This window comes from Polaromonas naphthalenivorans CJ2 (assembly GCF_000015505.1).
GTDB classification, from domain to species: Bacteria; Pseudomonadota; Gammaproteobacteria; order Burkholderiales; family Burkholderiaceae_C; genus Polaromonas; species Polaromonas naphthalenivorans.
Genome location: NC_008781.1, coordinates 285,685 through 308,504, shown reverse-complemented (window position 1 = coordinate 308,504; position 22,820 = coordinate 285,685). Strand labels below are relative to the sequence as shown.

The 22,820-nt window shown below is 63.3% G+C and carries 22 protein-coding genes; 12 read left to right on the top strand and 10 right to left on the bottom strand.

What is annotated here, in order from left to right:
* The first annotated feature begins 35 nt into the window (after positions 1–35).
* Positions 36–767 (top strand): helix-turn-helix domain-containing protein, encoded by a 732-nt coding sequence (locus PNAP_RS01515; protein WP_011799737.1) that lies wholly within the window; start codon positions 36–38, stop codon positions 765–767.
* 4 nt (positions 768–771) lie between these two features.
* Here PNAP_RS01515 and PNAP_RS01510 read toward each other — a convergent pair whose 3' ends face one another.
* Positions 772–2,064 carry an FIST signal transduction protein gene (locus PNAP_RS01510; RefSeq protein ID WP_041376450.1) on the bottom strand — a complete coding sequence of 431 codons (1,293 nt, stop codon included), beginning with the start codon at positions 2,062–2,064 and terminating at the stop codon, positions 772–774.
* 94 nt (positions 2,065–2,158) lie between these two features.
* Positions 2,159–3,067 (bottom strand): PhaM family polyhydroxyalkanoate granule multifunctional regulatory protein, encoded by a 909-nt coding sequence (locus PNAP_RS01505; RefSeq protein WP_041376449.1) that lies wholly within the window; start codon positions 3,065–3,067, stop codon positions 2,159–2,161.
* Between the two features lie 688 nt (positions 3,068–3,755).
* On the opposite strand from PNAP_RS01505, the gene PNAP_RS01500 reads away from it, so the two are divergent.
* Positions 3,756–5,975 carry a polysaccharide deacetylase family protein gene (locus PNAP_RS01500; RefSeq protein ID WP_011799733.1) on the top strand — a complete coding sequence of 740 codons (2,220 nt, stop codon included), beginning with the start codon at positions 3,756–3,758 and terminating at the stop codon, positions 5,973–5,975.
* An 88-nt stretch (positions 5,976–6,063) separates the two neighbouring features.
* Here the strand turns inward: PNAP_RS01500 and PNAP_RS01495 are convergent, their stop codons facing one another.
* The gene (locus PNAP_RS01495; RefSeq protein ID WP_011799732.1) at positions 6,064–7,047 is read right to left on the bottom strand and encodes a fumarylacetoacetate hydrolase family protein; all 984 of its coding nucleotides are present in this window, start codon (positions 7,045–7,047) and stop codon (positions 6,064–6,066) included.
* 41 nt (positions 7,048–7,088) lie between these two features.
* Between PNAP_RS01495 and PNAP_RS01490 the strand changes: the two genes are divergently transcribed.
* The 7 genes from PNAP_RS01490 (at position 7,089) to PNAP_RS01460 (ending at position 13,280) form a co-directional block, all read left to right on the top strand.
* Positions 7,089–8,267, top strand: coding sequence for a DUF3108 domain-containing protein (locus tag PNAP_RS01490; RefSeq protein WP_157040186.1), 1,179 nt, complete (start codon positions 7,089–7,091; stop codon positions 8,265–8,267).
* Positions 8,268–8,343: 76 nt separating this feature from the next.
* Positions 8,344–8,625, top strand: coding sequence for a BTH_I0359 family protein (locus PNAP_RS01485; RefSeq protein ID WP_011799730.1), 282 nt, complete (start codon positions 8,344–8,346; stop codon positions 8,623–8,625).
* 226 nt (positions 8,626–8,851) lie between these two features.
* Positions 8,852–9,988 (top strand): ABC transporter substrate-binding protein, encoded by a 1,137-nt coding sequence (locus tag PNAP_RS01480; RefSeq protein WP_011799729.1) that lies wholly within the window; start codon positions 8,852–8,854, stop codon positions 9,986–9,988.
* Between the two features lie 160 nt (positions 9,989–10,148).
* Positions 10,149–11,006: a ChaN family lipoprotein gene (locus tag PNAP_RS01475; RefSeq protein ID WP_232290737.1), complete on the top strand. Its 858-nt coding sequence runs from the start codon at positions 10,149–10,151 to the stop codon at positions 11,004–11,006.
* Positions 11,007–11,041: 35 nt separating this feature from the next.
* A complete protein-coding gene (gene purU / locus PNAP_RS01470; protein WP_011799727.1) occupies positions 11,042–11,890 on the top strand; it encodes a formyltetrahydrofolate deformylase in 849 nt (282 codons plus the stop codon).
* A gap of 94 nt (positions 11,891–11,984) precedes the next feature.
* Entirely contained in the window at positions 11,985–12,884 is a 900-nt protein-coding gene (locus PNAP_RS01465) for a LysR substrate-binding domain-containing protein (protein WP_041376898.1), read from the top strand.
* Between the two features lie 63 nt (positions 12,885–12,947).
* Positions 12,948–13,280: a hypothetical protein gene (locus PNAP_RS01460; protein WP_011799725.1), complete on the top strand. Its 333-nt coding sequence runs from the start codon at positions 12,948–12,950 to the stop codon at positions 13,278–13,280.
* A gap of 96 nt (positions 13,281–13,376) precedes the next feature.
* On the opposite strand, the gene PNAP_RS01455 is transcribed toward PNAP_RS01460, so the two are convergent.
* On the bottom strand, positions 13,377–13,943 hold the full coding sequence (locus PNAP_RS01455) for a Uma2 family endonuclease (RefSeq protein ID WP_011799724.1): 567 nt from the start codon (positions 13,941–13,943) through the stop codon (positions 13,377–13,379).
* Between the two features lie 180 nt (positions 13,944–14,123).
* Between PNAP_RS01455 and PNAP_RS01450 the strand changes: the two genes are divergently transcribed.
* Genes PNAP_RS01450 through PNAP_RS01440 form a run of 3 tightly spaced genes read left to right on the top strand, consistent with a single transcriptional unit; the run spans position 14,124 to position 16,767 of the window.
* Positions 14,124–15,626: an FAD-linked oxidase C-terminal domain-containing protein gene (locus PNAP_RS01450; protein ID WP_011799723.1), complete on the top strand. Its 1,503-nt coding sequence runs from the start codon at positions 14,124–14,126 to the stop codon at positions 15,624–15,626.
* Positions 15,627–15,665: 39 nt separating this feature from the next.
* Positions 15,666–16,049, top strand: coding sequence for a CidA/LrgA family protein (locus tag PNAP_RS01445; protein ID WP_011799722.1), 384 nt, complete (start codon positions 15,666–15,668; stop codon positions 16,047–16,049).
* Positions 16,042–16,767, top strand: coding sequence for an LrgB family protein (locus tag PNAP_RS01440; protein WP_011799721.1), 726 nt, complete (start codon positions 16,042–16,044; stop codon positions 16,765–16,767). The genes PNAP_RS01445 and PNAP_RS01440 overlap by 8 nt, the downstream gene beginning before the upstream one ends.
* 104 nt (positions 16,768–16,871) lie before the next feature.
* Here the strand turns inward: PNAP_RS01440 and PNAP_RS01435 are convergent, their stop codons facing one another.
* From PNAP_RS01435 to PNAP_RS01410, 6 genes are all read right to left on the bottom strand, one after another.
* Positions 16,872–17,429 carry a bactofilin family protein gene (locus PNAP_RS01435; RefSeq protein WP_011799720.1) on the bottom strand — a complete coding sequence of 186 codons (558 nt, stop codon included), beginning with the start codon at positions 17,427–17,429 and terminating at the stop codon, positions 16,872–16,874.
* A 157-nt stretch (positions 17,430–17,586) separates the two neighbouring features.
* Positions 17,587–18,426: a hypothetical protein gene (locus PNAP_RS01430; protein ID WP_011799719.1), complete on the bottom strand. Its 840-nt coding sequence runs from the start codon at positions 18,424–18,426 to the stop codon at positions 17,587–17,589.
* Between the two features lie 9 nt (positions 18,427–18,435).
* The gene (locus tag PNAP_RS01425) at positions 18,436–19,266 is read right to left on the bottom strand and encodes a YaiO family outer membrane beta-barrel protein (RefSeq protein WP_011799718.1); all 831 of its coding nucleotides are present in this window, start codon (positions 19,264–19,266) and stop codon (positions 18,436–18,438) included.
* 61 nt (positions 19,267–19,327) lie between these two features.
* Entirely contained in the window at positions 19,328–20,347 is a 1,020-nt protein-coding gene (locus PNAP_RS01420) for a hypothetical protein (RefSeq protein WP_011799717.1), read from the bottom strand.
* Positions 20,344–21,387 (bottom strand): bactofilin family protein, encoded by a 1,044-nt coding sequence (locus PNAP_RS01415; protein ID WP_011799716.1) that lies wholly within the window; start codon positions 21,385–21,387, stop codon positions 20,344–20,346. The genes PNAP_RS01420 and PNAP_RS01415 overlap by 4 nt, the downstream gene beginning before the upstream one ends.
* On the bottom strand, positions 21,384–22,814 hold the full coding sequence (locus tag PNAP_RS01410) for a glycosyltransferase family 2 protein (protein ID WP_011799715.1): 1,431 nt from the start codon (positions 22,812–22,814) through the stop codon (positions 21,384–21,386). Before PNAP_RS01410 ends, PNAP_RS01415 begins: the two co-directional genes overlap by 4 nt.
* Positions 22,815–22,820 lie beyond the last annotated feature (6 nt).

Genomic DNA, 22,820 nt, shown 5'->3' with positions numbered 1-22,820 from the left:
TGAATTCAGGCCCTTGGTATTGATAATCGATACTTATGAGCACCACCGCCGACCTTGTCGCCCTCCTGAAAAAAGAACTCAAGACCGCCCGCATGACCTATGCCGATCTGGCGCTGGCCCTGGGCATGGCCGAGTCGAGCGTCAAGCGCATGCTGGCAAAAGGCGACATGCCGCTGTCGCGCATCGATGCGATCTGCCGGGCGCTCAAGCTGGACTTTGCCGAACTGGCGCGCAAGGTGGCCGATGCGCAGCCGCTGCTGGCCCAACTGAGCGAGGCGCAGGAAAAAGCCGTGGTGGCGGACAAGAAACTGCTGCTGGTCGCCATCTGCGTGCTGTCGCAGTGGACGCTGGAGCAGGTCACCGGCAGCTACCGGCTGTCGCAGGCCGAATGCATAGGCTACCTGGCGCAGCTCGACCGCATCGGCATCATCGAGCTGAAACCGCTGAACCGCTACCGGCTCAAGCTGGCCAAGACCTTCCGCTGGCGGCCGCACGGGCCGGTGATGGACTACTTTCGGGACAACGCGCTGCTGGACTATTTTTCCGGCGGGTTCGACGGCAGCGGCGAAGGCCTGCTGCTGGTGCACGGCTCGATCAGCCGGGGCCTGGCGCCGTCCTTCATGGAGCGCATGCAGCGCGTGGCGCAGGACTTTGCCCAGCAGCACCAGGCCGACCAGAAGCTGGCCGACAAGGACCGCGAAGGCTACACCCTGCTGCTGGCCATGCGCAGCTGGGAATTCGGGGCCTTCGTGGCGCTGCGGCGCTGAAGGCTCAATCGGCCGAGGTGAACACAGTCAGCACGCCGGTGTAGCCATACAGGTGGTTGCGGGCGATCTCGCCGCCGGCAAAAAACCCGACCAGCGGCACATCGCCCAAGGCGTGCCGCACGATTTGCAGCTCGGCGCTGGGCGCGCCGAAATGCGGTCCGCCGCGTCCCGCGCAGCTGACGTAAACGGCGCCGGCAATGCGCCGGGCGGGGTGCGGCGCGGATTGCGCCTCGGGCAGGTTCAGGGCGCTGGCCACTTCCAGCGTCTGCTCCTCGGGCTCCAGCTCTTCGCGGATTTCGGCGCAGATGCGCACCAGATCAGCGCGCGCGGCCTGGGCATTGCGTTCGCAAAAAGCCAGCTTCATGCCGACGCTGACCGTGTCGGCAATGGCAATGCCCTGTCGCGCCGGGTCCAGCCCGATCAGGTGGCGCACCAGCACGTCGGCGCCAAACTGGCCCGAGCGCTGGCGGACCGCATCGTTGGGAAAATCCGCATCGCGGCTCAGGCCGACCAGCGTGTTGCGCACCCTGGCCAGCGCCTCGCGCGGCTGCTCAAGCGACACGCCCAGGTCGGCCAGCATCACCTCCAGCGCCGGCTGGCCGTCGAGTTCGATGACCACGTTGGCGTCGCAGGCGGTGATGGTGTAGGTGCTTGACACCGGCTTGCAGCCTTGCGTGACACGCGACATCAGGCCCATGCCGCCCGAGGCATCGCGCGCAAACGCCACGCCGCTCAGGCCGCCGCTGAACACCCCGCAGGCCGCGCCCTGCCCCTTCAGGTTGCCGTGGCCGCTGAGCGCGAACTGCACCACCGCGCTGCGACTGGACGCCAGGCCGCCAAAGACATAGCCGCTTTCGGTGCGCGCGGCCATCTCGGCAATCAACTCGGCCACATCGGGCGTGGCCGCGTCGGCATGCACCAGCGCGGTGTGCGCGGTGAACAGGCCGCTGCGGGCCGGCGGCAGCGGCGACACGCCGGAAAACACGCGGTAATGGTCATGCGGCAGTTCGCACAGCATCACGGCCAGCGCCGGTTCATCAAAATATTCGACGTTGTTCGAGGCAATGCCGACGCCCACCGCGCCGCTCCAGTCGGTGATGAAGGGCAGCTCGGCGCTCAGGTGGTCCAGGATTTCCTGCGCCTGGGGCACATAGTGGTCGGTGATGTAGAGCAGCGCCAGCGTCGGTGCGCTGGCGTATTCTGGCAGGGCCAGGTAGCCACGCAGTTGCGCCAGCACCAGGCCGGCGGCCATCTGCCATTGCGGATGGGTGGCGTGGCCGTAGGGGAAGAGTTTCATAAGGTGCGAAGGACAATTGAGGGGATGATCCAAGGCTTCAATATGGCACATCAACCACTACCCTGACGAAATCAGGGCCGAATTGCGGGCCGCTTCAGCGCGTCGTCTTGCGCGCGGCGGTGCCTGCCGCCTTGCGTGCCGGGGCCTGGGGTTTGGCCTTGACCGCAGCCTTGGCCGCCGGCTTGGCGGCTGCCGTTTTGGCGGCACCAGTCTTGGCTGCGGCTTTTTTGGGCACCGGCGCTGCGTCTTTCGCGGCTGCGGGCTTGGGCCAGCTGCTGGTCATGGTTTTGCTGGCGGTTTGCGCCATGCCCTTGGCCAGCCCGGTGGCCATGTCGGTGGCGGTCTTGACCGCGTCCTTGGCCATTCCGGTGGCGATGTTCTTGCTTGCATCCAGATGGGTTGTCTTGGCGACTTCCTTCAGCGCCTCGGCGGCAATGGTCTGGAACTGCTGGGTCAGCGCGCCCCACCACTGCATCGGGTCCGCCACGCCGGCAGCGGCTGGCGCCTCACCGGATTCAGCCCTGGGTGCTGCGGGTTTTGCAGCGGGTTCGGGCTGGGCCTCGGCTTGCGCCCTGCTGGTCTGGAAAGCCGATGGAGGAATTTCAAGTCCGGCAAAGCCCTTGGCCTTCTCGGGCGCTTTCGGGGCGCCGCCCATCATGCTTTCGGTGACCTTGAGCTTGAAGGCGTTGGCGACTTCGCCCATGTTGAAATTCATGCCCTTGAGGGTGGCCAGCGTCATTCTCTGCACCTCCAGCGCCTGGATGGTGGCCTTGAGCGCTGCCGCATTCTGGTCGAGCCAGAACTGCACCGCCTTGAGTTCCTGCACCCGCTTGTCCAGCTCCTCCAGATTGATCGTGGGCGCAATCCAGTTGCCGAGGTTGGGCAGTTGCGGCAGGACTTGCGTGGCACTGCCGGCAGCCTGTTTGGTCAGGTTTTGCAGAAAATCAAAACCGGGCACCAATTTGCCGAAATCGGGAAAGGACGGGGTAGTTGCATGGCTCATTGAGAGTGTCTCCTGGCGGTTTTTTGCACGATGGCGTCTGGTGGAATGGGCGCCGGATGGCCCCGTGGGCGCAAGGGGCATGAAAAACCCCCGGCACACGCCTGATTGTGCAGCGTCAGGGCATCGCGTCAACCGATTTTTCAGGGGTGATTTCGCCTGGGGATGCTGTCAGCAATAACGTCCCTTCGCGGGAATGACGGACGGGAAGTTGTTTAGTGCCAAATCCTGGATGCCCGTGCGTCGTGACCAGCCGGCGACAGCGCTTGATACAGAATTTTCCTTTTGTCTCGCCTTGACGACTTTTGCTTCAATTGGCCCGTCCCTAGGGCCTGGTCTCCCAAAACCGGCTCTTTTTCCCCAGGCTGGCTTGCCTATTTGAAGTGATTTTGCGGCATGGGTCGCGTTGATATAAATCAAGCGTACAGGCTATGCGAAATCTAGACTGACACGAAGTTATTCAGAAGTTCACAAGTGCGACAGCGCTCGGGACTTGACTGGATGGCCCAATGGATGCGCTTCGGGGAGAACGCCCATGGTCCGGCATTTTTGGTCATGGACAGGCTGCAGGGGCGGTCAGGCTGAATTCCGGTAAGCGTCCACTTCGTGTGGGGAAAACATGCCAGAACAACCACAGGCATGTTTTCCTTGATTTTCAAGTGCAGATTTCAATCGCGGAAGGGGAGCCACCATGTTTGCCACCATCAGGAGATCCGGTTCGGGTATTTTTCGCTGGCTGTACGGCGCCATACTGATCTTTGCCATGGGCGCGGCCCAGGCGCAGAACTTGTCGAAAATGGCGCTGCTGCTGCCCGACGGGCTGGCCGTCAATGACGTGCAGGTCACCGCCTGGACCGATGCGGCGCAGGAGCAGGGCTACCAGATGTCGATTCTTCGCAATGCCGACTTCCTGCTGCTCGGGGCCGGCGCCCGGACGCAATACAGCGGCATCATCGTTCCCGACCAGATCCAGGTGTCGATGAGCGATGCGCTGGTCGCCACCATCCAGAGCTATGTCACGCAGGGCGGCAACATCATGCTGGTGTATGACGCCGGCGCGCTCACGGCCAACGGCTTTTACGCCATCCCGAAGTCGCGCTTCAGCGACCTGGTGGGCGTGGACTATGTGCTGTATGACTCGCTGCTCGACCGCACCGTGGGCCTGGGTCCGGTCATTGGCCTGGAGTCCACCCTGCGCGCGCTGCACATCCCTCCGGGAAAATCGATTCCCTATACCCAGACGGCAACCACGGTGACGGCGCTTGCAGACACGCCACGCGCCATACAGGTGGCCGACAACGGCAAAAAGGCCCCTGCTGGCAAGGCCACCGCGGACTTTCTGCCCGCCAGCCCCGCCAACCCTGGCGGCCTGAAGGGCTATGACCATGCGCAGTACTTCAAGTCAGAGCCCGGCGTCACCGAGGGCTCCAAGGAAAGAGCCAAGAAACTGAAGCAAAAAATCATTGATAACAAAGGTAAAAAGAACGAAAAAGCCATCCAGCGCGAAGCTGTGCCAGGTGTGACGCCCAACAAGCTCAGCAAGGACGCGCTGAGAAACCTCAGCACCAGCAGTCGGATCGGCAACCCGTCCCTGGGCGCCAAACGCTATTTAACGCAGGCGAGCCCCCCGGCGACCGATCCGGTCCACGCCATTTCCGGCTATGTCTATGGCGCCTTGACCTATCCCAGCTTCGTGACGCAGGGAACGGCGCTGGGTGCCACGCTGATGTCCTCGCCCGATCACGGCCTGGTCGCCAGCAGCCGCACCGTGGGCACCGGCAGCGTGCTGTTCGTGAATCTGCCGCTGACCTATCTCAAGCTGTACGAGGACTCCATGCCCATGCACGGCTTCCTGCACCTGTTCGCACGCGGACCGGCCAAGCAGCCGCGCCTGACCAACGTGCCTGACGGCATTGGCGGACTGGTGTTCAACTGGCACCTGGACTCCAAGGAAGCCCAGGCGCCGATACAGACCCTCAAGAACATGGGGGTGTGGAACTACAAGCCGTTTTCCATCCACATCACGGCGGGCCCCGACACCATTGTTCCCGGCGACAAGCTGGGCTTCGATTTGCCCAACAACCCCACGATGAAGCAGCATTTGAAGAACTTCGTCGCGACGGGTCATGAGGTGGGAAGCCACGGCGGCTGGATTCACGACTACTACGGCGACAACGCCAATGAAACCAACCAGGCCCAGTTCCAGCCCTACCTGGTGCTCAACCGCGACGCCGTTCAAGCCGCCATTGGCAAACCCTCGACGGAATACTCCGCCCCGCAAGGCAACAACCCGCTGTGGGCGGTGACCTGGCTTCAGCAGAACGGCGTCAATTCCTTCTACTCGCTCAGCCATACCGGATCAGCGGTCACCCGCAGCTATCGCGGCGGCGGCCTGCCCAACCCGACGATGTGGGCCGTGCCGGTGACGCCGTTCGGAGTGGCGGCGACCTTCGAGGAGTTCGAGGAACTGCTGTTCACGGAGGCCGATATCAACAAGTGGTACAAGGACCTGATCGACTTTTCATACGCCAATGAAACCAACCGCATGATTTATGCCCACCCGCCCGGTGCCGTCGAGTTCCCCAACGTGATGACCACCCTGCTGCAGTACGCCAACACGCAGCAGACGGCCGGCAAGTTCCGCTGGTACACCATGACCCGGCTGCGCAACTTCATGGTCCAGCGTTCCAACACCACATGGCAAAGCGCCATCGCCGCCAACGGCAAGATGCGCGTGACGGCCAGCAACACCACCACCAACCTGGTCAACCTGACTTGGGCTTATCCAAAAACCAAGTACGCGAAGCCGGTTGCCGTGTCGGGAACCATGAGCATCGTTGACCAGGGCACCGACTGGCTGGTGCGCATCACCGCAGGCAAGAACGCCACCTTCGATGCGGCGCCTTTGTAACCACCCGATGGCGTGAAGCGTCTGGCCTGCCAGTCGCTGCGCACCACCCGGCACGCCGGCCGCCCCGCAGGGCGCCCGGCGTGTTTTTTCATCCCGCCGGCGTAATTTCCTGCTCAATCGCCCCGAACACCGACTGCCCGTTCTTGCCCTTCGCCTCGATGCGCAGGGTGTCGCCGAACTTCATGAAGCGGGTCGAGGCCCTGCCGTTGTCAACGCTTTCAACCGCGCGCTTTTCAGCGATGCAAGCGTAGCCCTGGCTCCAGTCGGTGCTGCTGACCGGGCCGGAGCCGACGATGCTGCCGGCGCTCGCCGGGCGGGTCTTGCACATATGCGAGACCAGCTGGCCGAAGTGAAACGTCATGCCGGCGCCGGCATCGCACAGGCCGACCTTGCGGCCGTTCCAGGTGGTTTGCAGCGTCAGGTTCAGCCGGCCCTGGCGCCAGGCGTCGCCGACCTCGTCGGGCGTGACGGCCACCGGGCTGAAGGCGGTCATCGGCTTGCCCTGCAAATAACCCAGACCGTTGGCCTGCTCATCGGCCATCAGCTTGCGCAGGGACACGTCGTTGGCCAGCATCAGCAGGCGGATGCCGTCCAGCGCTTCCTCGGGGCTCGCGCCCATGGCCACGTCGCCAGTGATGACGGCCACCTGCGCCTCGAAGTCGATGCCCGATGCGTCGCTGGCGATGACGATGTTGTCGCACGGACCGATGAAACCGTCGCCGCCGCCCTGGCGCATCAGCGGCTCGGTGTAGCGGCTTTTGGGCAGCTTCGCATCCGTCGCCTTGTGCAGGCGCTCCACATGGCTGATGAAGGACTGGCCCGCGACCCACTGGCAGGCGCGCGGCAGCGGCGCCATGCAGCGCCCAGGCTCAAACGGAAAGGCATGGCGCGCTTTTCCACTGTTGAGCAGGTCGGACAGGTCGCGCAGCTGCGGCGCCATGAAGCGCCAGTCGTCCAGCACCTGGCGCAGGGTGTTGGCGATGCCGGTCGCATAATGGGCGCTGGAAAGATCGCGCGACACCACGACCAGCTGGCCGTCACGCGAGGCGTCCTTGTAAGTGGCAAGTTTCATGAAATTCCTGAAGTAAAAATGGCCGGGCGATGCGTTCTGACATGCTGAGTTTCAGCCCCCCGATGACAGGCCAGATTGTGCCGTGGCGCACCCTGGGCCTGCTGGCGGTGCTGGTGCTGCTGGCGCATGCGCTGCTGCTGCAAACCCGGCCGGCGCGCCTTGGCCCGGCGCCGGAGCCCGTTCAGAAGCGCGTCCCGGCATTGATCACCCGAAGCATTCCCCCCGCGCCTGCCGCCAGCCCGCTGCCGGCTGTGGCAAAGCCAGCCGTTCAACCCCCGCCCAAACCGGCCGCCAAGCCTGTCAAGAAGCCTGTTTTCAAGCAAAATAGGCCTTTTGCGCACGACCAGCCTGCGCAATCAGCTACAAATTCAATAGCAGAACCAGTCCAGGAACCCGGCAGCGCCGAGGCGCCGCCTGCCCCACAAGCGCCAGACAGCCTGGCGCCCTTGCCTTCGGCGCCAGCGACTGAAACCGCACCAGAACCTCCCGCCGACAGCGACACCGCGACCGCCGCCACGCCGCCCGCCAGCGCTGCGGCAGCGCCTTCGCCACCGCAGCCGAAGCAGACGCCGGTCACCGCCATGGCGCTTCCCGCCAGCGCCCAGCTTGAATACAAGATGACCGGCAGCGCCAAGGGCCTGACCTACCACGCCCGGGGCGAACTTTCCTGGCAAAACAGCGGCGGCAGCTACCATGCCAGCATGACCGCCAAAGCGCTGTTTCTCGGCTCGCGCACCTTGAGCAGCACCGGCCAGATCAGCGCCCAGGGCCTGGCGCCCAGCCGCTTTTCCGACAAGTCGCGCAGCGAGGTGGCGGCCCATTTCGAGCCCGACAAGGGCCAGATCAGCTTCAGCGCCAACACGCCCTCCGTGCCGTGGACGCAGGGCGCGCAAGACCGGGTGAGCGTGTTCCTGCAACTGGGCGGCATGCTGGCGGGCAACCCGGCCGGTTTTCCGGTGGGCGCTACCCTTTCAACGCTCACGGTCGGGCCGCGCGATGCCGACCACTGGACCTTCCTGGTCGAGAAAGAGGAGCTGCTCAGCCTGCCCTTCGGCGACCTGGCAACGCTCAAGCTGTCGCGCCAGCCCAGGCGCGAGTACGACCAGAAGGTTGAAGTCTGGTATGCCCCGGCGCTGGGCTACCTGCCGGTGCGCAACCAGATCACCCAGGCCAACGGCGATTTCGTGGACCAGCAACTGAGCGACCTGAGCCATCCCTGAGAACGCATGGCCCCTTGAAGTTGCGCCCATCGTGGCCATCTGCGGGGGAACGACACCAGGACTCAAGGACACATCCATGCAATTGCTTTACGACTCCGACTCTTTCGTGGTGGTACAGATCCACGCCAACGCGCCTGAAGCCTGTGCGCCCCAGCCGGCCGTTCCCCAGCTGGCCCGCCACGGTTTTGAAATCGTGGACAAGCGCTCGGGCAAGGAGGTGTATCTCGATGGCTCGTGGGCGGAAATGTTCCAGCAGCGCCTGAGCGCCTGGGCCAGGGACACGCCGACCCAGGAAGAGGTCGAAGACACGCTCGAAGGCTACAGCGGGCTGGCCATGACGCCGGTTTCCTTGCATTAAAAATCGTAGCTGGTCAATAGCTATACCGGCATAAGAAAGGAACGGCCGGCCCGATTTCGTGAATTTTTGGTGAAGTGGCGTATTTTCTGGTTTTTTGATCCCGCATAGGCGTGCTTTGTCAGTTTCAAATTGCAAGGCCGGATTACAAACAGCAGGCGAACTCGCTGGACTTGCTTGGCGAGGCCGCAATAAAAAAACGCTTCGCCATTCACCAGGGATTCACCACATGAAAAAACTGCTTGCCGGCCTGATCGCGTCCGCCACACTGTTTGCCGGGGCTTCCGTCCAGGCTGTCGATGGCGTCACGGCCCGACAACTATTGATCGGCCAGAGCATCACCCTGGAGGGTGGAAAAAACGACTACGGCACGGCCGTGCTGGCGGGCATGCAAACCTACCTGAGCGCGGTCAACGCACGCGGCGGTGTCAATGGCCGCCAGGTGGTGCTGAAAACGCTGGACGATGACAACAAAAGCGCAAAGGCCGAAACCAACGCACGCCAGCTGGTCGAGAAAGACAAGGTTTTCGCGCTGTTCGGCTCCATCGAGGGTGGCCCGTCGGTGGCCGTGATGAAGGCGGCGAATGAACTCAAGGTGCCTTTTTTCGGCCCCATGGCGGGCTCGCCGACCCTGCGCCGGCCCTATCAGCCGCTGGTGTTCCCGGTTCGCGCGGAGCACCGCGAGGAGTTTTTTGCGCTGATTTCACACGCCCGGTCGCTGGGCATGCGCAAGGTCGCCTTTCTTCGGTCCGACTCCGAAACCGGCGAGCAGCACCTTGCCAATGTCAGGCTGATTTGCCAGCGGCTGGGCATGACCCTGGTGGCCGACCTGCCGTTCAAGTCCGACATCACCGACGCCCAGCTTGGAGCCATGGTCACGCAACTGGAGCAGGCCGGTGCGCAAATGGTGTTTAACCACGGCGGCGTGGGCATCTACGAGAAACTCATTCGCAAGGCCAGGGACAAGGCGATGCAGACCGCCTTCTACGCGGTGAATTCCGCTTCGGCGCAACTGGTCAAGCGTCTGGGCGAGCTTTCGCACGGCATGGTTTTCACGCAGGTGGTGCCCAGCCCCTGGGAGCGCAAATCCGCGATCACGCGCGAATACCAGACCGAGTTTGCGCGATTCATGCCGGGCCAGGAGTTTTCCTACGGCAGCCTTGAGGGATACGTGACGGCCAAGGCACTCGTTGCCGCGCTGCGGCTGGCCGGCACCAGCCCCTCGCGCGAAGGCTTTGTGACGGCGCTCGAAGGCGCTACGCTCGACCTCAACGGCCTGCGCGCCAGCTATGACAGCAGCAATCATCAGGGGCTGGCGTTTGTCGATATTTCCATGGTCACGCGCGAGTCGAAATTCCGCCACTGAGCGCCAGGGCCGAGGCACGGGCGCATGCGGCATGACGCGCAAGCCCGTCAACTGGCAGGGGCGCACCAGCCAGCGCTGGCGCACCAGCAAAGGGCAAGCGCAAAGCGTTCAGGGACGAAGGCATTAGTATCCAGCGATGCACCTTACATTTCGCCCCTTTTTGCCTTTCAGATCCACATGGGTGATGGCTGCCGCCGCTTCGCTGCTGCTTGCGGCCGGCTGCGCCGGCCGGCCTGAAATGCCCATCCTTGAGCAAACCGGCAGCCGCAGCGCGCTGGAAACCGCCGACCGGCTCGGCAAGCTGCTGCCAGCCGACGTGCTGCTGGTCGGCGAGCAGCACGATGCGGCGGAACATCACCGCATCGAGCAGCACATCGTCTCCAGCCTGGCGACCCAGGGCCTGCTGGCGGCGCTGGCGCTGGAAATGGCCGAAGTCGGCGTCAGCACCGCCAAACTCAAGCCCAGCTCAACCGAAGAGCAGACGCGCCGGGCCCTGAAATGGGACGACAAGGCCTGGCCCTGGCAGGACTACGGACCCGCCGTGATGACCGCCGTGCGCGCTGGCGTGCCGGTGCTGGGCGCCAACCTGCCGACGGACCAGATGCAGGCCAGCGTGAATGACAGCAAGCTCGATGTCCAATTGCCCGGCCCGGCGCTCAAGGCCCAGCAGCAGGCGATCCGCATCGGCCACTGCAACCTGCTGCCCGAAAGCCAGATCACGCCGATGACGCGCGTCCAGATCGCCCGGGACATCACCATGGCCGACACGATTCACCAGTTGGTGTTTCCGGGCAAGACGGTGCTGCTGCTGGCAGGCAACGGCCACGCCGACCGCCGCCTGGGCGTGCCGCAGCACCTGCGCGCCGACCTGAAGGCCAAGTCCATCCACCTGCGCGCCGGCCAGGGCCAAGGCGCGGACACGGCGGACGCCTTTGACAGCGTCTGGACCACGCCGGCCTTGCCCGACACCGACCACTGCGCAAAGCTGCAGGCACAGCTTCCTGTAGTCACCCGATAGGCCGTGGCGCACGCCACCTGCGACAATTCAGCCCCATGAATCACGCCTACATCCTGACCCTGTCATGCCCTGACCGCCGGGGCATTGTTCATGCCGTCTCGGGCTTTTTGTTCGAGCATGGCGGCAATATCGAAGAAGCGGCGCAGTACAACGACCCGGACACGGGCCTGTTTTTCATGCGCGTGCGGTTTGCCTGCGACGAGCTGGCGCCCGAAGCGCTGTCAAGCCAGCTAAAGACCTTCGCCGAGCCTTTCGAGATGAACTGGAAACTGCACGACACCACGCAGCCCATGCGCACCGTCATCCTGGTCAGCAAGGAAGGCCACTGCCTGAACGACCTGCTGTTTCGCTGGAAATCCGGGCTGCTGCCGCTCGATGTGCGCGCCATCATCTCCAACCACCGCGATTTCTACCAGTTGGCGGCCAGCTACAACATTCCGTTCCATCACCTGCCGGTCAGCGCCGCCACCAAGGGGCAGGTCGAGGCCAGGCAGCTGGAGATCATCGAAGCCGAAGGCGCCGAGCTGGTGGTGCTGGCGCGCTACATGCAGATCTTGTCGAACGATATGTGCAAGAAGCTCGCCGGCCGCGCCATCAACATCCACCACTCCTTCCTGCCCAGCTTCAAGGGGGCAAAACCCTATTACCAGGCGCACGACCGGGGCGTCAAACTGATCGGCGCCACCGCGCACTACGTGACCGCCGACCTGGACGAAGGCCCGATCATCGAGCAGGACGTGGCGCGCGCCGACCACAGCAAGACCGTGGAAGACCTGACCGCCATGGGCCGCGATACCGAGAGCCAGGTGCTGGCTAGAGCCGTAAAGTGGCACAGCGAGCACCGGGTGGTGCTCAATGGCCACAAAACCGTGATTTTCAAATAGGCACGCCATGACCACTGCCGAGTCCTCCCCCGGTGAACCAACGCCGCCCCGGCATGTCAGGGAAAATCCACCGCCGCAGGCTTACGCAGTGCCCATCGGCGCCGCCAAGCGCATCCCGCCCATCCAGTGCCTGCTGACCTTCGAGGCGCTGGCGCGGCTGCGCAGCGTGACGCTGTCGGCCGAAGAACTCTGCGTCACGCCCAGTGCGGTTAGCCACCGGGTCAAGCAGCTGGAGCAGATCATCGGCACCAAGCTGTTCGGCCGGGCCGATTTTTCATTGACCACCGAAGGCAGCGAATACCTGGCGCATGTGCGCGAAGGCCTGGCCACGCTGCAGAAGTTTCCGGGCGCGGCGGGCCAGAGCGCCACGCCGGGCAAGCGCAAGCTGCGCCTGGCCGTCACGCCGACCTTTGCGCGCTCAATGCTGATTCCGCGCCTGCGCCAGTTCACCGACGCCTACCCGGAGATTGATTTGACGCTGCAGGTGTCGATTCCGCTGCTCGACGTGGTGGCCGAGGATTCGGACCTGGTGGTGCGCTTTGGCACCGGGCGCTATGCCGACCTGGAGCATGTCTGCCTGCTGAACGACGAAGTCACGCCGCTGGCCTCGCCCTCTTTCATCCGTGAACACGGCCCTTTCGAAGCGGCGGAAGACCTGCTGGGCGAAAACCTGCTGCGCTCGCCGCTGGAGCCCTGGCGCATCTGGTTTGCCGCCAACAACCTGGACTGGCCCGAGCCGGTCGAAGGCTCGCAGTTCAACGACATCGGCCTGATGTGCGACTGCGCCGCCGCCGGCATGGGCATTGCGCTGGTACGCCTCAAGCTGGGCGCGCCGTGGCTGGAAAACGGCTCGCTGGTGCGCCTGGGCACGAATGACATGTTCACCCGCAAGGTGGCCAGCCCGCATGCGCACTACCTGTGCTGGCGCACCGGCACCATGGACCGCTGGGAATGCGCCGCGTTTGCGGACTGGCTGCGCAAGAGCCTGGTGTAGGGCCTGGAGCCTTACCCTCAAGCTGCCAGGCACTGTTGCAACATCACAACCCGAGAGGAAACCATGGACACGAAGATCATCAAGGGCAAAAGCCCGCTCGCCAATGATGGCGACCTACTGGCCGCCCTTGAAAAAAACACCGCCCGCTCGCTGGGCGGCAAGCGCATGCTCATCGGCGTTCGCAACGACGCTGGCGAGATTTACCGCACGGTCAAGGCCGATGGCATTGATGGCTTTCTGGCCGCTGTCACCATTTTTCAAAACCTCGGCATGATCAACGAACTTCAAAGCCTGACCGGCGTGCAGGACGGCTTCAACGCCATCTTCCAGCCCAAAATAGTCCTCATGCCCAGGCCTGTCGAGGGTGAGCCACTCTCGGCTTCAGTCGGGATCTGATTCCAAAGTGCATCCAGCCGCTGAGCACAATTCAAACATCAAATAGGCCTGTAGCGCAAGCAGTACGTGCGCAAGCAGCTATCAATAAAGTAGCAATCAAACCTCCGGCACTTCCGCGAACAACTGCGCCGCGCTCAACTCCAGCGCCACGCTGGCCAGCGACACCGCCTCGCCACGGGCAAACGGGTGCAGCACCCACAGCCCGTCCTCGCCTTTGCGGAAACAGTCGGTGCTGCGCGTGTCGAGGTCGATCAGCACGTATTCCTCCAGGCTTGCAATGCTGCGGTAGTGGCTGAATTTCACGCCCCGGTCATAGGCGCCGGTGCTGGGCGACAAGACTTCGGCAATCAGCTTGGGTTCGGTCTTGACCATCGGGCTGGCCAGGTCAAGCGCGCTGCAGGTCACCAGCACGTCAGGGTAAAAGTAGCTGTTGGCAGCGGCGACGTGCAGGCGCATGTCGCTCATATAGGTGCGGCACGGGCTGCTGCTGAGGTGCTGGCGCAGGGCGAAAGCCAGGTTCATGGACACCGTCACATGCCGGTCTTCGGCGCCGGCCATGGCAAACACTTCGCCGTCGATGTATTCATGGCGCTCTGCTTGCGCCGGCTCCCACGCAAGATAGTCGGCGGCGGTAAAGATGATTTTTTGCGCGGCCTGGCCCATGGCGATCTCCTTTGGCGTGAATCGGTGGCTTATTTTGGCATCCTGCCCCGCACTGAACTGTTTGACAACTCACGCCGCCAGCCCAATACCCTCTTTTCGCATTTCACACAGGCCGTTAAAAATCTTCACCCCATCCCGCGCGGCTTGCACTAAAGTCTGATTTCACTGACGGAACCCACCATGAACGCACCCGCCTCGCCCCAGCAACTCTCTTCCCTCGAACGCGCCGAGCGCCAGTCGCAGGTCGTGCGCGCCCTGGAGGCGGTGCTGCCCGGCCACGCGCTGCTCTGGAACCGCGAAGACACCACGCCCTACGAATGCGACGGGCTCACGGCCTACCGCGAGCGGCCGCTGGTGGTGGCGCTGCCTGAAACCTATGCCGAGGTGCAGGCGGTGCTCAAGGCCTGCCATGCGCTTGATGTGCCGGTGGTGGCGCGCGGCGCGGGCACCGGGCTGTCGGGCGGCGCCATGCCGCACACGCTGGGCGTGACGCTGTCGCTGGCCAAGTTCAACAAAATTTTGAAGGTCGATGCCGCCAGCCGCACGGCCGTGGTGCAGGGCGGCGTGCGCAACCTGGCGATTTCCGAGGCGGCCTCGCCTTTCGGCCTCTATTACGCGCCCGACCCGTCGAGCCAGATCGCCTGCACCATCGGCGGCAACGTGGCCGAGAACTCGGGCGGCGTGCATTGCCTGAAGTACGGGCTGACGGTGCACAACGTGCTCAAGGTCAAGGGTTTCACCATCGAGGGCGACGAGGTCGAGTTCGGCAGCGACGCCCTCGATAGCGCCGGCTACGACCTGCTGGCCATCGTCATCGGCAGCGAAGGCATGCTGGCCGTGACGACCGAAGTCACCGTCAGGCTGATCCCCAAGCCGCTGCTGGCGCGCTGCATCATGGCCAGCTTCGACGACCTGCGCAAGGCCGGCGATGCGGTGGCGGCGGTGATTGCGGCCGGCATCATCCCGGCCGGGCTGGAGATGATGGACAAGCCGATGACGGCGGCGGTTGAAGACTTCGTGCATGCAGGTTATGACCTGAGCGCGGCGGCGATTTTGCTGTGCGAGAGCGACGGCACGCCCGAGGAAGTCGAGGAAGAAATCGGCCGCATGAGCGCGGTGCTGGAACGCCATGGCGCGACGGCCATCGCCGTGAGCCAGAACGAGGCCGAGCGGCTGCGTTTCTGGAGCGGGCGCAAGAACGCCTTTCCGGCCTCGGGCCGCATCAGCCCCGACTACATGTGCATGGACTCGACGATTCCGCGCAAGCGCCTGGCCGACATCTTGCTGGCGATTGGCGAGATGGAAATCAAGTACGGCCTGCGCTGCGCCAATGTGTTCCATGCGGGCGACGGCAACCTGCACCCGCTGATCATGTTCGACGCCAACGACGCCGACCAGCTGCACCGCTGCGAGCTGTTCGGCGCCGACATTTTAGAGACCAGCGTGGCCATGGGCGGCACCGTGACCGGCGAGCACGGCGTGGGCGTGGAAAAGCTCAACTCGATGTGCGTGCAGTTCTCGGCGGCGGAAAACGAGCAGATGTTCGGCGTCAAGCGCGCGTTTGACCCCAAGGGCCTGCTCAACCCCGGCAAGGTGATTCCGACGCTGCACCGCTGCGCCGAGTACGGGAAAATGCTGGTGCGCGGCGGCAAGATCTCGCACCCGGATCTGCCGCGCTTCTGACATCAACCCGCACCAGTGCGCTATTGAGGAAAACATGCAATGAATGCCTTGCGCGGAATGGTCTGGCTGCTGGTCTTTCAGTCGGCGGGCGAGTTGCTGGCGCGCGGCCTGGCCCTGCCGCTGCCGGGTCCGGTCATCGGCATGGTGCTGCTGTTGCTGGCGCTGCGCTGGCCTGCCGTGCAAACGCCGGTTGCCGAGTGTGCGGGATTTTTGCTGTCGCACCTTTCCCTGCTCTTTGTCCCGGTCGGCGTGGGCGTCATGACGCATCTTTCGCTAGTCAGCCAGTACGGCGTGCGCATGCTGGCGGTGGTCGTGCTGTCCACGCTGGCCGGCCTGGCGGTGACGGTGCTGAGCCTGCACCTGCTGCAGGGCCGCCAGCCCCTTGACGCGGCCAGCCCGCCTGCAAAGGATGGCGATGTCTGATTTTGTCCAGTTGTGGGTCTATCTGTCGGCAACGCCGCTCTTCGGCCTGACCGCGACCTTGCTGGTGTACGTGCTGGCCCATGCCGCCTACTTTCGCGCCGGACAGGCGCCCTGGGCGAACCCGGTGCTGTGGTCGGTCATCGTGCTGGCCTGCGGTCTGCTGGCCACCGGGGTGTCCTATCCGAGCTACTTTGCCGGCGCGCAGTTCATTCATTTCCTGCTCGGTCCGGCGGTGGTGGCGCTGGGCTGGCCGCTGTGGCTGCGCCGCGCCGAGTTGCGCCAGCGCTGGGGCCGCCTGCTGGTGGCGGCGCTGGCGGGTGGCAGCGTGGCGGCGGGCTCGTCGCTGCTGCTGGGCCGATTGTTCGGCCTGCCGCAGGAGCTGGTTCTTTCGCTGGTGCCCAAGTCGGTCACGGCGCCGGTGGCCATGGGCATTGCCGAGCAGATCGGTGGCATTCCGGCCCTGGCGGCGGTGTTTGCGGTGATTACCGGGCTGGTCGGGGCGCTGTTCGGCAAGTACCTGTTCGCGGCCTTGCGCATCCCGACGGACGCCGAAGGCTGGGCGGCGCGGGGCTTTGCGCTGGGAACCGCCTCGCACGGCCTTGGCGCGGCCCGCGCGATGCATGTGAATGCGGACGCCGGGGCTTACGCGGGCCTGGCGCTGGGCCTGCAGGTGGTGCTGGCTTCGCTGCTGATTCCGCTGGTTTTCAAGCTGTTTTGAGCCGGCTTTGCAGCGTTGATCAGCGCACTCCACCTCTAACAAATACTCACAAATTAATAGCTACCCGAGCATGCTGCGCCTGCGCAAAAGCCATTTTTTATCGCTCACGCAGCCTGCAGGCCGGGCTTGGCCATCAGGGCGGGCTTGCTGCTGGCGCCCTGCGTGCCGAAGACGATTTCCCCCGAAAGCTGGCCGCCCTCTTCGACCACCAGCTTGCCGTAGCGGATGGTGCCCGTGACCTTGCCGGTGGCGTAGATCACCAGCTTTTGGCGAACGGTCAGGTTGCCGTTGAATTCGCCCCGGATTTCGGCAATCTCGATTTCGGCCGAGCCCTTGAAAGTGCCCTGCTCCGCTATCTGGATGACGCGCGAACTCATGGTGGCCTCCACCGTGCCCTCGACCACCAGCGTGTCGCAGTCGGTGATCTCGACGCCCTTGAGCTTGATGTTGGGACCGACGGTCAGCTTGCTGCCGCTTTCCCGTTCATGTCCGGCAGAGGCGGCGGGCTCGCTGCCCAGCGGCTTGACCACGCCTTGGGGGCTCGCGGGGTGCAGCGTGGCCGATGGGCTGCTGCCCGAGCCCGTGTAGCTGTTGACGGAGCCAGGGCGTACACCGGAGCTTGGAATTTCATTGTCTCGCTTGCCAAAAAACGGGGTCGCCATGATGATGTCCTTCAAAAATGATTCATCCTACGTTGCGCAATAGCCCAAAGGTCTGGACCTTGTGCAAGAGAAGTAACGAATTAATTTTTTACGTACACCGCATGGCAAGGGGCTTTTGGCGCCTTGCAGAGGGATGGCCGAAGCACGCCCCGCGCCTTCAGACGGTCGCGTTCTCCGGCACATTGCTGACCGCCCATGAATACAGCGCGACAAAGACCAGGGCATCGAATACGGCGCCGAAGCAGATGTACAGAACCGGCATGAACAGCACTGAAAATTCCTGCATGATCAGCGCCTGGGCAAGCACCTGGTGGGGAACCAGGACAGCCATGAACAGCAGAATCAGCACGGTGTGGAAAATCTTGATCGACAGGCGCAGGTTCAGGATGTAGTAACCCATCGCCAGCATGAAGGGCGTCGCCAGCATCACGATAAAACCGATGGTCATGAGTTCTTCGCAATGCAGCGCGATGCTGTAGGGAAAGCTCCAGGGTGTGAGCCAGAAATAGATCAGCGACGTGCTTTGCACAAAGCAGAGAATCCACAGCGGATATTTGAGCGGCTGCTTCGCATCCTTCATGCGCAGCGACAGCACAACCACGGCCAGCGTGACCGCCGTGGTCACCAGCAGGTTCGTCGTGCTTGGCATGGGGGCATTGTCAGGCCCGCCAGACAGGCGAACGGCATACTGCCCTGCCCGATTGAGCTGGGTCGCGATGGTGAAGGGCAGGTCAAGCCCCCGGGACCAGAAAATGAGGCAGGCGCGCCAGAAATCCAGCAGGAACGGCTTGGTCAAGATCAACAAGCCCAGAATCGCCAGGGGCAGCATGACCGTTTGCGCGAGCAGGTAAGGTGTTACTTTCAGCGGCGTGATGGCGCGGTGCGGACGCACCTTGACATGGCGTTCGCGGATCTGCCTTGCCGCGGTAAAGGCCTTGTGAACAATGCGGTTGTGTTCGCGGGCCTGTTCGGCAATGGAATGTGTGGCTGCGCGCATGGGAACTCCTCAAAAGTCGTGAAAGATGCCAATGTTGATGCCGGAGCGGTGGTAGGAAGGATTGGTGTAGCGGTTGGCGCTGATCAGCAAACCCGTTTTGCTATTGAGCCAGTGGCGCCAGGCGACGCTGGCCTCCTCGCTTTTGAAGTTCACCAGCTGGGTATTGGCCGCAATCGCCAGATAGCCTTCGCCGCCCCAGGTATAGCGGGCGCTGACCAGGTCCTGCTTGTCCCGGCCATAGGTCACGGCGGCATACTTTTGCTGGGTATGCACGGAGCCCGGGCTGCTGCGGTTCAGGCGCACGCCGCCTTCCACGATCCAGGGCGACGTGAAGTAATAAGCCGCGCCCAGGGACAAGCTGCGGTCGGTATGCCCATCGGGGGCGTTGTAGTAACCGGCCCCGACCGAGGTCACGAGGCTGCGGTCGGCCAGCCATTTTTTGTAGAGCGCGGCATCGACGCGGTAGCGCGGCAGGTAAAAAGCGCCGTCGCCCGCGCCGACCGCGACCGAGCCAAACCAGTCGTCATTGAAGGTGTAGGTATCGCTGACCCCGAGAAACGCGCCGTCCTCGTCGAACCGGCGGGTGACGGAAACCTCGCCCTGCAACACATTGCGGGGCTGCGCATAGGTGCCGCGCAAGGTCACGTCGCGCCAGTTGCTGTAGCCGGCGTTCAGGCTTTGGCTGCCCATGGTCAATTCGAGGCTGCGTTTTGCTTCCTCGGACACCTGGACCGGCGGACCTGGAATGGTGATGTCCTTGCCAGGGTCCGCCTGCTGGGCAAGGGCGGTTTCTGCGCTGGCCAAAATAATCAACGCGACGAGAAAAGTATTTTTGAACATAGGTTTGGGTGGTGAACAAGTGAAGGCAGCGGGCACGGGCAGATTATGGGAGGCGCCATACCTAGTTGCAATTGGCAGTGTTGGCTGCAGGCGTCAAACCCTTGCTGCTCAGGATTTGCCACGAAGTCTCGTCAGTGACCGCCCAGCGCGAGGTGTGGCGCAGCCGGCCCGATTCGCGCATCCAGCAGCGGGCACTGGCCTTGTCGTCCTGGCGCAAGGCGAGCACGGCCACCAGGCCCCAGGGGTAATCGCTCTTGCCCTGGCTGAGCCAGTCCGCCCGGTGCGCACTCATCCAGTTGCGGTAGTAGGTCTTGGGCGCTGCGGGCAGCAACGGAAAATCCACCAGCAGCGGGAATATCTGCGCCACATGGTCCGGATAAAAGGCCGGCTTTTCCGCCCGCTGCTCAAGCTGGGTCGAGACCAGAAAGCGCTGGTTGACCGGATCCCAGAAGGTATCGCGAATGGCTCGCGCCAGCTTGTCGGCTTCGGCGCGCTGCGCGGGGGCCAAGCTGCTCTGCTGATGGCTTTTGAGCGACCAGACCTCCAGGTTGTCCATGAACAGGCCATGCAGGTACAGGTGCGAGACCATGTAGATGCCGCGCGAGGGCTGGAACAGACGCGCAAGCGTCGCCTTGCTGGACAGATAGCTCTTCATCCAGACCGGATTTTTCTTCAGCTGGGCCGGCATGGTTTCAAGCAGCTTCATCCACATGGCCAGCAGGGAATCATCGGCATCGGCGGACTTGCAGGCCAGCCACTTTGTAGCGGCACTGCGGCAAAAGCGGTCAAAAGTGCCATCGGGCTTTTGGTAGGGCACCAGCCAGTTGACAAACTTTTCGGCAGGCGCGGAAATATCCATGCCGTTTTCATTCGCCAGCAGCAGCGCCTGCATCGCGAAATAGGGATCGAACGAATGGCCGCCGTGCAGCACGGTGATGACGCCGCTTTCCTCGGTATAGCCAGTCAGGTCCAGCTGCGGGGCATCAGCGGCACCAGCGGCAACAGCGGCATGCGCAGCAGGAAAACCCAATGCACCCAGGCCCGCCAGCACGCAACTCGCCACGAAAGGAGCCAGCCTCATATCGACTTCACCATGCCAATTTCATGCGCCCAGATGGCGCCATGCACGACCACGCCATTCTCAACAATGATGTTGCGCGCGCTGACGCTGGTGTTGGCATCGGGCTGCCCGATCAGGGCATTGGCGCCAATCAGGATATCGCGCTCCGAAATCAAGGGGCCGGCGACGCGCGCGTCCTTGAACACATACACGCGCTTTTCACAGGTGATGGCGCCTTGAACCCAGGCGCCCTGGCCGATGCTGATGCCTTCACGCGACTTGATGTCGCCGGTGATCGTGGTCCGCTCACCCACGGTCAGGAAGCCGGTCACGATCAGGGAGCCGCAGTAGATGTTGCCGGCGGGAAGCTCGCAGTCGCCGCGAATCAGGAACAGCGAAGGGGTTTGCCGCACGGCGCCGGGCAGGTCGGCAAAGCTGGCCGGCGTCTGGTCGGCTTGCACAGGCGGCAACGCATGGCTGGTGCGCGAACCAAAGTACAGAACGGGTGCCTGCAGACGCTCAAACCAGGCTTCCTCACCCAGTTCGATGGCCATGCCGGCCGAAATCCGCCGCAGGGCCAGGCTCTTGTGGCCCAGGCGCACCACACCGTCGGCATGCGCCCAGTCGTGGATTTCGCTTTTTTTGTCCAATTCGATATTGCCGGTGGCGTAGAGCACTGAAAAGGACGACTCGGCGCCCGCATGGATGCTCCCCAGCACATACAGCGGCTGAATGGTGCGAACCGGCATCGGGCTCTTGATGCCACGCGCGGAAATCAGCCGCTTCGAGGCCTTGAGCCAGTTCATGTTCTCCACCGGCACACGCACGAAGTCGAAATCAGAGTAACCCGTGGCAGGGCCCTTGCCCAGCCTGGCGGCCACATCGGCCTGCAGGCGCCGGGCGAAATAATCGATGTCGCTGCTGTAATCGGGCGAAACCGGCAGCGCCGCCGCATCCGACGGGTGCCGCCACTCCCGAAAAGCCGGTAAAAACGGCAGCAGCATCAGCAGCATGCAAACCAGCGCGAAGGTGATGTAGTTGATGGCATAGACAACCGTCATTTGGCAGCCCCCTTGCGATAGCGGATTGTTTTTTCCCAGACCATCTCGCGTTTGAACAGCCCGTCGAGCGCCAGGCTCACGACCGCCCCCGAAATCGCGAACAGGCTGACCAGAAAGCCCAGGATATTGAGCGGCAGCAGCCTCAGGCGCTTGCGATGGCCGTCAAGCAACACGGCAATGACGATTTCAAAGAAGGCGGCAAAGTTGCCCAAGGTGCCATAGACCATCAGCGCAAAAATGGGAATCAATTGCGACAGCATCGAGCCGGCATTGAGGAAGTACAGCCCCAGCACCAGTCCCCAGCCGATGAGCATGAGCAAAGGGATGAGAAAAACAAACAGCAGCAGCAAGCCATCAATGCGCTGGGCCAGGGTCAGGTAGGGGCTGCATGCAAACTGCCACCAGTAGCGCGCCATGACCTGGTTGTGGCCCTTGGCCCAGCGCTTGACCTGCTTGATGCGTACCCTCCATTCCTCGGGCACCTCTTCATAGCACTCCGAGCGGTTGCTGTAAACGGTTTTCCAGCCGTTGAACATGAGCCGGTAGGTGATGTCGGTGTCCTCGGCCAGCGTGTCGTCATGCCAGCCCCCGACGGCCTCGACCGCGGACAGCCGGACCCCGCCCACCGTCCCGCCATACTGCGGCAGCAGGTTCATGTTCATGCGCGCCTGCTGGTCAACCTGGTAGCCGCCCGAGCGCTCCAGGTCCAACATCCGGGTCAGCAGGTTGGCGCCGCTGTTGACGGGAACGACCCGGCCCATCACAGCCCCCACCTCGGGATCGAAAAACGGGGCTGCCAGCTGCTTGAGCAGGCCGCGGCCGGGTACATAGTCGGCATCAAAAATAATGGCGATGTCACCTTCGGCAAAAGCCAGTGCGTCCTTCAGGGCGGCGGATTTTCCGGCTTTTCCAAGGGTGCGGTGAAAAGGCGAAATACGCGAAGGAAAACGCGCCACATAGCGGTCAATGATTGCCCCGGTCCTGTCGGTTGACCGGTCATTGACCGGAATGATCTTCAGCTGGTCGGCGGGGTAATCGGTATTGAGCAGCGCTTCAATGCAACCGGCAATGACTTTTTCTTCATTGTGGGCCGCAATGAACACGGTGATCATGGGCCAGCGTGCAATGGCAATGTCAAGGTAGGGATGGCGCTGCTCGCCGAGCAAGCGGTTGATGGTGAAGATGAAGTGACGCACGGCATACAGCATCATGATCACGACGATCAGGAACAGCACCGAGGCCAGGGTTGCCGCCAGGGGGAATTCACTGAACGAAGGTATCCGCCCACTGGTGGGCATGGGCTGTGCAAAGGCTGGCCCGGCGCCCAGCAGCCACGCCGCCGCCACGGCAGCCACGGCCCGCACCGCCTGGGGCCGCTTCAACCCGGCGGCATTGCGTAAAAAAGCATGAATTGGGAAAAGCTGCATGATGGC